This window comes from Mycobacterium sp. 3519A, assembly GCF_900240945.1.
Taxonomy (GTDB): Bacteria; Actinomycetota; Actinomycetes; order Mycobacteriales; family Mycobacteriaceae; genus Mycobacterium.
This window is the reverse complement of the sequence record NZ_OESG01000014.1, coordinates 2,841,140-2,852,207: the sequence shown is the minus strand read 5'-3', so window position 1 is coordinate 2,852,207 and position 11,068 is coordinate 2,841,140. Positions and strand designations below refer to the sequence as shown.

Below are 11,068 nucleotides of genomic sequence, written 5' to 3'. Positions count from 1 at the left end.
GGCCTGCGCTGTCAACGCGAGCTCCGCGGCGAGCAGAGCGTATTGAATCGGCGGTCAGCGGCGTTTGACGTGATATGTCTGCCGTCGACGCGGTGATCATCGGCTCCGGAATCAACGGAATGGTGGCTGCGGCCGAGCTTGCGCTTGCCGGCTGGACCGTGGCTCTGCTCGAGCGAAATCCCGAGATCGGCGGCTTCGTCGCGAGTGAAGAGTCCGCCGTTCCCGGATGTGTACTGGACACCTATTCGGCCTGGCATCCGCTGTTTGTGTCCGGGCCTGCCTATGGCGTCCTGGGTCAGCATCTGGGGCGACACGGTCTGAGCTACCGCAATACCGATCACATCGTCACCGCCAGTGTGGCCGACGACGGCGCAGTGACTGTGGCGTATCGGGATCCCGCATTGACTGTTGCCGGATTCGACGATCCGGCCGACCGGACGGCATATCTGCAGGCGCTGACCGGATTCGAGCGTAATGCGCTTCTGTTCGGTGAGGCGATGGGCGGGGCGTTGCGGGGTCAGCGCCTATTGAAGCTGGCGTTGAAAGCACTGCGCGTCAACGGCCGTCGCGGTGCCGAGGCGTTGGTGCGCGACGCAGCGACGTCGGGACGCGCATACTGCGCGAGGAACTTCGCAGGCGTCGAAGTCGACCATTTGTGGGTTCCGTGGCTGCTGCACGCAGGCTTGTCCCCCGAACATGCGTACGGCGGGATGATGCTGCCGGTTTTCGCGGCTTTGTTGCATGGCGTCGGGGTTCCCGTGCCCGAGGGCGGGTCCGGGCGCCTGATTGCCGCCTTTCGGGGGCTGTTCGACGAACTCGGTGTGCAGGTGCACACCGACACCTGCGCCGAGCGGATCATCGTCGATTCGGGTCACGCGGTCGGCGTCGAGGCGGGGCCGCATCGATTTTGGGCGCGGCGCGCGATCCTGGCGTCGGTGACACCGTCTGCGCTCTATGGTTCGCTGCTGCCCCCTGAGGAGATCAGCCCCGTGCTGCGCGCGCAGGCTGCGGCGTATCGGTACGGCCGCGGGGCCATGCAGATCCACGTGACATTGTCGGCTCCGCCGCGGTGGCACGACCCCCGCCTTCGTGAGGCGCCTGTCTTCCACGTCAGCGACGGGTCCGCGAGCACCGCGATCGCCTGCGCCGAAGCCGAGGCGGGATTGTTGCCCCGACGACCGACGATCGTTGTGGGACAACAGTTCACATTGGATCCCACGCGGGTACCGCCCGGCGGTGCGGCGTTGTGGCTGCAACTTCAGGAAGTGCCGTTCGATCCGCGCGGTGACGCGTCGGGCCGGCTCGACACCTCCCGCGGCTGGGAAGACGAACTCAAGAACGGTTACGCCGAGCGAGTACTGAACCGGTTGGCCGCACACGCAGCAGGACTGCGGCCGCAGATTCTTGATGTCAAGGTCATTTCTCCGCGGGACCTGTTGGCGTACAACGTGAATGCCGTAAGCGGTGATCCGTACGGTGGTGCTGCAGAACTGGATCAGAGCCTCCGCTGGCGACCGCTGCCGGCATCGGCTCAGCACCGGACGCACATCAAGAGACTTTGGCACATTGGAGCCTCCACCCACCCCGGCGCCGGCCTCGGGGCGGGGTCAGGCCACCACGTCGCGTCCACACTGACCACCCGTTCATAGTTTGCGCAGTGCGCGAACGATTTTGGCGAACGGTGTGCTTGCCGCCAAGCCACGGCTCAGACTGGGCTGCAGTGCGCTGATGTTGCTGAGCACCGGGTACTGCAAACCGTGGTCGCGCCAGTCGGCGATCTGCTCGACGACGTCGTCGGGCGTTCCGGTGAGAAGGAAGTCTTTGAGCAGGGTGAGCGGCACGTCGGCCGTCATGGAGAGGACGGTCTGCTCGTCGAGTACCTGTGCGGTGATGTCCTGCGCGCCGGTGAAGTCGGTTCCGAGCGGATGAGTGCGACCATGCTGAGCCCACCGCTGTGCGGATGCGTTGAGCGTGAATGCCTTCAGCGCCGCTGACTCCAACGCGTCTTCGACCTCGTGTCGACTTCGACCGGTCACGACGAAGAGCAGGCCTGCGGGGGTGATGGTCGCGGGGTCGCGCCCGGCGTCCGACGCAGCGGCGCGGACCGCGTCGAGCCCGAGGGCATAGTCCTTGGGACCGAACATCATCGCCGCGGGAAACCACCCGTCGGCGTAGCGGCCGGCGGCCCGCAACATCCGCGGACCCCTTGCACCGATCCAGATCTCCGGCCACTTGCCGCGGTACGGCGGCAGCTCGAAGGCAGCCTTGTGCAGCGGGAAGAATGGTGAGTCCCTGGTGACCAGTTCACCGCCGGAGTTCCACAACGCGCGAATGGTGGCGATGGCCTCCTCGAACCGTGCCACGGGTTTCGCCCAGTCGACGCCGTAGGGCTCGTTGCTTGTGCGCGCTCCGGTTCCGAATCCCAGGATGGCCCGGCCGCGCGTCAGGAGGTGCACCGTCGCGGCAGCCTGCGCGGTGACCGCGGGGTTGCGACGTCCCGGGTCGGTCACACCGATCCCGAGTCGGCGACGCCTCCAACGGTGTCGGGCGGCCAGGTATCCGAGCATGGTCCACGGGTCGTAATGGGCGTCGGCATTCGGTGCCAGCCGCGCGGTGCCGACGTGTTTCGACGTCATCACAGCCGGCGGAAACAACGAGTTGATGTGGTCGGGTAGCCAGAACGAGTCCACCCCGGTGCTGATGGCGGTGAGGTAACTGGCGCTGACCAACGCTGTCGGCGAGAAGCGGGTGTGTAACGGCTGTTCGATCAGACCGACTTTGAGCATCGCTACGCGCCTCCGGCCGTCGCGGTGTCGGCGGCACGCCGTCTAGAACCCTTGGCCACCCGGAGAATCGTCGAGGGTCGCAGCAGCTGGGATGGCGGATCAATCATGTTGAGTGACCGGATGAACTTTTGAACGACGGCGGGGTCGGTTTCCGCAGCAGTAAGGACCCGTTCCAGGTAAGCGTTCGTCACCCGGATGGACGCCGGTCGCTTGCCTGCGATTTGCGGCAGCGCCAGGTCCGAACTGATCGCCGCCCGCCAGGCCACCCGAATCTCCTTGGCGGCACGGCGGAAGTATCGGCGCGGCAGGTCGTCGTCTCCTTGCCGGAGGCAATCGCGCAGGATCGTCGCTTCGATCGCAGCTATCGACATGCCCTGCCCGTAAAGAGGATTGAAGTTGCACAGTGCGTCACCGATGACCACCAGGCGTCCGGGAGTGTGTGCCAATTTGTCGTACCGTCGCCATCGATTCGATGGAAACCGGTACTGCGTCGTGTCTGCAAGTGGCTCGGCACGGCGTGCGGCGGCCAGCACGTGCGGGGGCGCCATCTCGGCAAGCAACTCGAGCAGAGACGCGCGATCCGCAGGTGCTTTGGCGCCTGCAACCGTTTGAACCGCCAACATGTACGTGTCCTGTTGTCCGGCGAACATCGCGTAGCCATACGGTCGATTGGGTTCCGGGGCGGCGAAGGCCAGATATTCGCGGTAGGTTTCGTCCGGAAGGTACACAGGAAGACCCACATAGGTGACGTGCACTGTCAGCGTGTCTTCGGGTGGGCGGCGGTAACCGAGTTCGTCGAACAACACCGGTGTGCGGGAACCCCGACCCGTGGCGTCGACGACTAGATCGGCCGCGAGGGACGTCTCCTCGCCGGAGGCGCGCTCCGCCAACACCACACCTGTTACCCGGTCATGCGGGTGCGTCGACACCAATCGCACTGCGTCGCGGCCACCCAGGATCTCGATATTCGGTATGGCCTGCACCCTGCGACGCAGACTCCACTCGAGGAAGGGCCGGTGTGCGAAATGCATGGCCATGGAGTCCGGGTCGGGGATCCTGCCGCTGCGAACGAATCGGTGTCCGTTGAACGACAAGTGCAGCCGCGACAGGTCGCCGTCGTTCCACACTCGCGCGCCCCCGGCGACGAGGTCGTCAAGGAGGCCGGGAACGAGTTCGTTCATCAGCTGCACACCGCGCGCCGCAGGGATGTGCGGCATCCCGGCTTGCGGCACCCCGCGGCGAGTCACGGGTCGCTCCGGCAGGATGTCCCGTTCGACGACGATCACGTTCGCGTAGAAGTCGGTCAGCGCTCGAGCGGCGAGCAATCCTGAAATGCTCGCGCCGAGTACCACCGCGGTTTCGCCAAGTTCGGAGCCCGTCATCAATCGCCTTTCAGTCAAGCGCGTAATCTGTTGTGCTGCTTGACTTAACGCCGCTCACCGCCGAATACGTCCAATGGCTGGCGAGATATCTCGTTGCTTGAAAGCAGATTTCGGTTACACGTCCGGCAGGCGCTTGCTCAGTTGCTCCATCGTCATCAGCTCTCGCTGCGCATCGTCAAGGTATGCGATGCCGATCCCGTACTCGTCCCAGCGGGCAGCAACGCGCGCCTCCAACTCTGGCGCGATCTTGTTGACGGGCGGATAGTGACGGCCGCCCCATTCAGGGCGCGGCGCGACGTCCCAGCTCCGTGTGGCGTCGATGAGCATCCGATGCCATTCGCCGGAACCGTATTTGGCCATGTTCGACTTGTCGTGCGGTGTCGACGGATCCAGCGGCGAGCCGAGAGTCGGTCCGTAGATCGTGATGTCGCCGAGACCAGCGTTCACGCGGTAGGCCATCGCCCAGTCCAGCGCTTCCGGATCGTGGATGTCGATATCTTCCTCGACCACCATGACGTTCTTGTAGAACCAGATGGATCCGCTGGTCCCCCACAGCGCCGCGGCGACCTGCTGGGCATGCCCGCGGTAGGACTTGCGGATCTGGACCACGATGTTCGTGCCATTGGATACCTGCGTCATCCACACATCGGTGACACCTCTTACGCCGAGGCTTTCCAACACATTCCAGGCGATCGCCGAGCGCGCGTAGTTGATCATCGAGTCTTCGACCAGAAATCCGGGACGCATGCCCTCCAGAGAGCCACGCAGGACCGGATCGTCGCGGTGGGTGATCCTGGTGACCCGCAGCACCGGCGTCGGCGCGGAGTGGCCGTCGATGTATCCCGGGTACTCCGCGAACGGACCCTCCTCCATGAACGTTTCAACGTCGGGGTCCAGATAGCCCTCGATGACGATCTCCGCGCTGGCGGGAACGTGCAGCGGCACTGTATCGCAGGGCACGAGGTCGATCGGGTGGCCGAGCAAGGCACCCATCATGTCCCATTCGCAGACGTCCTTGGGGAATGGGCTTCCAGCGCAGAATGGCAGTACGTCGTGCCACCCGTACACGACGGCAACGGGCATCGGTTCCGGCCGGTATCCCTCGAGGTGACCGCCCCAACCCTGGATGGGCGCAAGGAGTTTGACAATTTTGTCGCGGTCGCCGATCATGCCGCGATACACCCCGATGTTGTCGCGTCCGGTCACCTTGTCCTCGGTGACGACTCCGCAGAATGTATCCAGGTAACGGCCGCCGTCGGTGCCGTGCCATCGCGGCGCGGGAAACTGCCATAGGTCGATGCCGTCGCCATCGACGATGTTCGCCTTGACCGGGCCGGTGTCCACCACCCGCGGTGGAACAGGTTTGGTGAAGGCTTGTTTGAGGTGATGCACGATGGCCGCGTCGTTTGCAGTCTCCGGCAGGCCCAACATCAGCTGGACCTTGCGGCGGTTGCCGATCCCCGAGGTGAACAACTTGGTGCACAGCGTGTCCCGGTGGTCGACGATGTTTTCGAACAGCAGCGCAGGCCCGCTCAACGCCTGGTTGGCGCGGGTGATCGCGCCGATCTCCTGATCCCAATCCACCAACGCGGTGATGCGTCGCATCTCACCCGCGCGATCGAGAGTGGCCATCCAACTGCGCAAGTCGGGTCCCGACGCTGACTCGCTTGTCGCAGTCAACTTGTGCTCCTCAACCGACCGTCTTTCCACCGGGTGATCAGCTCGTGCTCGATGCCCAGTTGGTCGATGATGCGGCCGGCCATGTAGGTGGTCACATCATCGACCGAGGCCGGCCGCGCGTAGTAGGCCACGGTCGGCGGGAAGATCACCGCGCCGAGACGCGCGAGGTAAACCATGTTCTCCAAGTGGATTTCGGATAGCGGCGCCTCCCTGGCGACCAGCACCAACCTGCGGCGTTCTTTGAGCGTCACATCCGCGGCACGGGTGATCAGGTTGTCGCTGTACCCGATCCGGATGGCGCTGAGCGTCTTCACACTGCATGGACACACCACCATGCCGTCGGTGTGAAATGATCCGCTGGAGATGGCGGCGGCCAGGTCTTGGCTGCCGTGCGCGTGGGTCGCCAGGGCGCGCACGTCCGCGACGCTGAGCGCTGTTTCGAGGTTGATGGTGGCGCGTGCCCAGTCACTGAGAATCAAGTGTGTCTCGACGCCGAGGTCGGCGAGCATCTCCAGCAGCCGGACTCCCAACGCGGCGCCGGTCGCTCCGGTCATCGCCACGACGATGCGCATCGTGGGTCTCCCTTCGCCTCCCGTGGCTCCCGGGTGAGCCCACACAGGATCAAAACAACCGCGGCCAGGATGGAATACGCGATGCTGCGGAACCCGGCCCCGGCAAGCTTCTCCTGCCAGGGTCTGCCCTGATGTCCCTGCGACAGAATCGGATTCGCGGCGGCGGTGCCCATCGCAGCACCCAACGCTGTGAAAAACCAGTTGCCGTAGGTCCCGAACAGGGCGGTCCATCGGGCCGCGCGTTCGACACGCGGCGGCAGCTCGACATGCCCCCATACGGCGCCGAGTGCAATGAGGAACGTGCCGTTCATCACGCCTTCCAGATGCGCTGACAACGCCATGCGCATGTTCTTGAAGCGACGCTCCTGAAGACCTGTGATCAGGCCAATCAAGAAGAGGAATACGCCGTGCCACATCAACTTTCGGTCAACAGGTTTCATTACCGTCACCCTTCACGCGTGCTGCTGGGACTTGAATGTCGAGGCGTGCTCGTCGAACGCACGAATGATGGCGCGTAACAGGTCGCCTGTAGCGGGATCAGCAGCGCCGACGCGGCCGCGGACGTTGTCGATGATTGCCACCACGGTGGCGATGCGCACGGCGATCCTGTCGAACAACTCCGCGGTGCTGCGTTGTCCAGACGGTGTACACGAAGCCGTCAGCGCCGGGCCATGCGACACAGCGTCGAGAATGCGCAGACGTTCGGCAATCGTGCCGGTGGCCTCGCGCACCGTCTCAACGAGACTGTCGAGCAGTGACTGCATTGTCGGCGGAACGTCTGCCGCGCCGAGATGGCCGTAAGCCGTGCTACCGAGGAGATGCAAGTCGCACAAGTGGGCCAGGATCATCCGCAGGTTCTGCCGCGAGCCCTCAGCGTCGAAGGTGGCCAACGAGATGTTCACGAACGGACTCCCGACCCGACGTCGGCACCGTCGATGTGAACATGGAACGGCCGCTTGCCAAATGGGGCGTCGACGACGCCGACAAGAGCCTCGACGACCTTCGGCGCTTGCACAGCCGCCGAGGTTGCGAAGACGCCTCGCACCTGTGCCGCCACCCCGGCGCACAGTCCTTCCTCGTAATCGAGGACCACCGCTCGATCGGTCGGTGTACCCGCCTGTGCGATGTGGTCACCCGTGACAGTCGCTGCGATGATGGAGGTTTCGATGCCCCACCGCGTCAGTTCGCGCGCGTACCCGACGGCCAACGAATCCATCGCCGCCTTGGCCGCGAAATACGGTGCAAGATAAGGCGGAGTGCCCCCGGCCGGGGTGGTGCAGGATACCCACACCAACAGCCCGCATCGCCGTCGCCGCATATGCGGAAGCACCGCCCTGTTCATCCGCTGAGTGCTCACCACGTTGACGTCGTAGTCTTCCGACAACTGGTCGGCTGTAAACGCTTCGGCAGGCCCGAATGACGTGCGGGCGGTGTTTTGCACCACGACATCGATGCGGCCGTTGGCGTTGAAGATCCTGTCGACAGCCGCGTTCACCGAAGCGGTCGACTGCACGTCCATTTCCACAGTTCGTAGCTCGACGCCGTTGTCTTTGGCGAATTGGGCAGCTGTTTCGACGCGCGCTGCGTTGCGGCCAGTGACGTCGCGCAGTGACGCATAAACCGTGTTTCCGGCCAGAGCCAATGCTGCGGCGCTCGCCCATCCGAGGCCGCTCGACGCATCGGCGACCACAATCACTTTGCCGCTCAACGAGGATCTCCCGTCCTTACCCCACTACAGAGTCGAGGTTCGCGTGAACGGGGCCACGCTCGCATCCGCCAACTGGCTAGGCGTGCAGGCTAGCGCGCGTGAATCAGGGGGCTACGTCGTCGGAAAGGACTTGATGTAGCTGGCCGCGTGAGTTGATGTCGAGCTTCGCGAACACCTTGCGAAGGTGATATTGCGCAGTCCGCGCGCTGATGAACATCCGCGCACCGATTTCGGGGTTCGACAGCCCATCCCGCGCCAGCCGAGCGACCTGAGCTTCCTGTGGCGTGAGTTCGTCGTTGCCGGCCGCGACGGTGCGTTTTCGTGCGGTCGCGCCGGTGGCTGCGAGCTCGCGCCTGGCCCGCTCGGCGAACGCCTGCATGCCCATCGCGGTCAGCATGTCGTAGGCGGCACGCAGATGTGCCCGCGCGTCGGTGCGTCTGCGCTCGCGCCGCAGCCATTCACCGTAGAGCAGATGCGTGCGGGCCAGTTCGGCGTGGACACGGCTGGACGCGAGTTGCCCGATGGACTCCTGGTAGAGCCGCTCGGCGGCCTCGCCCTCAGCCAGCAGCGCGTTCGATCGAGCCTCGACGCCGCGCGCCCAACGAGTTCCGCTCGCGCGCGTCATCTCTGCAATCCAGCCAGCGGTTTCGGCGGCCTTCTGCGTCTCACCCGCCCGGGTGGCAGCCTCGACGAGTTCGGCGGCCGCCCAGTTCGCCACGCCGGGATAGCGGACCTCCGGATATTGCTGGTGGTAAAGGGCCTGTTCGGCGGCGGCCATCGCCTCGCGGTACTGGCCGAGCCCGTTGTGAAGCACAGCCCTCGTCCACTCCGCAACCGCGATCGAGATGCCTTCGCCGCGGGCGGGGCCCTCCGCCGACGTGTTCTCGATGAGAGTGTGCGTCTCCGACTGTTGGCCGCGCATCGCGGCCAACAGCATGGCGGCGTAGGGCGCCAGACCGATCCCGGTGGCCTCCGTCACGGTGTGTTGCTCGTCGATCAACGACCTCGCGGTCAGCAGGTCACCGGTGAACATCAGCAGGATGGCGCGCGTGCTGAGGGCGAGCGGCAGCTCGTTCAACGCGCCGACCTCACGCACCAGTTCGAGGTAGCGCCGGGACAGTGAGTCCCATTGCTCGTCATCCCAAAGGTGAAGGGCTGCTTCGTTGATCAGCCACATCCAACGCAGCTCGTCGTCTGCCGACATATCGACTCCGAAGACGTCCAGCGCGGCGCGGAGATCGGGCACGGCCGCTGGGTAGCCCTCGACGAAGTTGGCGGCAAGCCCGTCCAGCAGCAGATCCGGCGATCGGGCTGCGCCTACGGGTCGAGGCGCGGCCGCCGCTGCCGCGGCGACGTGCCGAACATCGCCGCCGGGGCTTGCCAGACGGCCCGCGAACGTGGCGGCGGAGATCGCGTCCAGGTACGACTTCCTGGCCAAGCCCGGCTGAATGGGTTCGAAACGTCGAGCGGCAGCGAGCAGCAACCGCGGCGCGTCTCCCCCGCGGTTCGTCGCGAATGCCAGTTGAGCCCGGATGAGGTCTGCGCGGGCATGTTGAAGTTCGTCGAGCGGGCCACGCTCCGCGATGGCGAGCAGATCCAGCGCAGAGTCGAAAGCCCCGGCTTCGACATTGGCGGATGCGGCCACGAGAGCGCGTTCGGTACGCAGTGCCGGATCGAGGGTCAATGTCGTCGCGCGCTGGTGAAACGCGGCGGCGGCGGCCAGCCCGCCACGCGCCCGGGCCCGCCCGGCCGAGCGCTCCAACTCCTCGGCGACTTCGTCGTCGGGGCCTGGCGCCGCATGCGCGCGGTGCCACGCACGCCGATCCGGATCCAGCCGGGGATCGGTCACCGCCGCGAGCGCCGCATGCGCCCGTTGTCTACTGGCGAGCGGGGCAGAGCGGTATGCGGCCGCCCTGGCCAGCGGATGCCTGAACCGCACTCGCGAGCCGAATTCTGCTAACCCGGCCTCGATCGCGGCGGTGGCCGCGTCGCCATCGATGCCAAGCAGCGCGGCCGCTCGCCACAACAGCGCCGGATCACCCAGCGGCTCCGCTGCAGCAAGAAGCAACAGCCGGCGGGTCTGTTCAGGGACAGCCTCGAGCCCGCGGCGAAACGTGTCTTCCATTGCCGCCGAAAGCGCAACGGCGGCAGGCAGTCCGAACCCTCCGGCGATCTCGCGCGCAGTCAGACCACGCGGCAACTCGAGTAGGGCCAGCGGGTTACCGCGCGTCTCGGCGATGAACCGATCGCGGATTTGCTCATCGAGCGGCGCCGTCAGCACCGTGTCGAGCAACGCGTGCGCGTCAGCGTCCTTGAGACCCTTGACCTCGAGCGTCGGCAACATCCTCATATCGGGGCTCGGGACTCGGGTGGCCACCACCAGGCCCACCGATTCGGCAACAAGCCGACGGGCCACGAACGCGAGGATGTGCGCCGACGCCTGATCGAGCCACTGCAGATCGTCGACCAGGCACACCAGCGGCTTTTCCTCTGCGGCGTCAGAGAACATGCCCAGCACGGCCAGCCCGATCAAAAGCCGGTCCGGCGCAGGCCCCTCGGCCAGACCCAAGGCGGTGCTCAGCGCGGTGCGCTGGGGAGGAGGCAAACCGTCGAGTCGATCGAGCATCGGTGCGCACAGTTGCTGCAGCGCGGCATAGGCGAGTTCCATCTCCGACTCGACGCCGCCGACGCGAATGAGCTGGCAACCGGTGGCTTGTCCGCCGACATAGTCGAGCAACGCGGATTTGCCGACACCTGCCTCACCGTGCACGACAACAACACGGCTCTCGCCGGTGCGGACGCTGTGGAGAAGCTGGTTCAGCGCCTCGCGCTCCGAGCGACGACCGATCAACCCCCCGCTGTCGTGGGGCATTCGCACAGTATCGGCGAAAACGGTCGTCGGCACGCTTGAACTAACGCACGAGCACCCGGTTTCCAGCC

General features: G+C 65.5%; 9 protein-coding genes. 1 reads left to right on the top strand and 8 read right to left on the bottom strand.

The genetic code is table 11. From position 1 onward, the window contains the following. The first annotated feature begins 74 nt into the window (after positions 1–74). Positions 75–1,649, top strand: a complete 1,575-nt coding sequence (locus C1A30_RS34965; RefSeq protein WP_101952721.1) for an NAD(P)/FAD-dependent oxidoreductase — start codon at positions 75–77, stop codon at positions 1,647–1,649. Here C1A30_RS34965 and C1A30_RS34960 read toward each other — a convergent pair. From C1A30_RS34960 to C1A30_RS34925, 8 genes are all read right to left on the bottom strand, one after another. Next, positions 1,644–2,786 carry an LLM class flavin-dependent oxidoreductase gene (locus C1A30_RS34960; RefSeq protein WP_101952720.1) on the bottom strand — a complete coding sequence of 381 codons (1,143 nt, stop codon included), beginning with the start codon at positions 2,784–2,786 and terminating at the stop codon, positions 1,644–1,646. The two genes, C1A30_RS34965 and C1A30_RS34960, sit on opposite strands and share 6 nt — an antisense overlap. A gap of 2 nt (positions 2,787–2,788) precedes the next feature. Beyond that, entirely contained in the window at positions 2,789–4,168 is a 1,380-nt protein-coding gene (locus tag C1A30_RS34955) for an NAD(P)/FAD-dependent oxidoreductase (protein ID WP_101952719.1), read from the bottom strand. 114 nt (positions 4,169–4,282) lie between these two features. After that, positions 4,283–5,848 carry a UbiD family decarboxylase gene (locus C1A30_RS34950; RefSeq protein WP_235010340.1) on the bottom strand — a complete coding sequence of 522 codons (1,566 nt, stop codon included), beginning with the start codon at positions 5,846–5,848 and terminating at the stop codon, positions 4,283–4,285. Next, on the bottom strand, positions 5,845–6,420 hold the full coding sequence (locus tag C1A30_RS34945) for a UbiX family flavin prenyltransferase (protein WP_101952717.1): 576 nt from the start codon (positions 6,418–6,420) through the stop codon (positions 5,845–5,847). Before C1A30_RS34945 ends, C1A30_RS34950 begins: the two co-directional genes overlap by 4 nt. Further along, a complete protein-coding gene (locus tag C1A30_RS34940; protein WP_101952716.1) occupies positions 6,399–6,860 on the bottom strand; it encodes a hydrogenase in 462 nt (153 codons plus the stop codon). Before C1A30_RS34940 ends, C1A30_RS34945 begins: the two co-directional genes overlap by 22 nt. A 12-nt stretch (positions 6,861–6,872) precedes the next feature. Then, positions 6,873–7,322 carry a DNA starvation/stationary phase protection protein gene (locus C1A30_RS34935; RefSeq protein WP_101952715.1) on the bottom strand — a complete coding sequence of 150 codons (450 nt, stop codon included), beginning with the start codon at positions 7,320–7,322 and terminating at the stop codon, positions 6,873–6,875. Then, positions 7,319–8,128, bottom strand: coding sequence for an SDR family NAD(P)-dependent oxidoreductase (locus C1A30_RS34930; protein WP_101952714.1), 810 nt, complete (start codon positions 8,126–8,128; stop codon positions 7,319–7,321). Before C1A30_RS34930 ends, C1A30_RS34935 begins: the two co-directional genes overlap by 4 nt. Positions 8,129–8,231: 103 nt before the next feature. After that, a complete protein-coding gene (locus tag C1A30_RS34925; RefSeq protein ID WP_101952713.1) occupies positions 8,232–11,000 on the bottom strand; it encodes an AAA family ATPase in 2,769 nt (922 codons plus the stop codon). Positions 11,001–11,068: the final 68 nt, after the last annotated feature.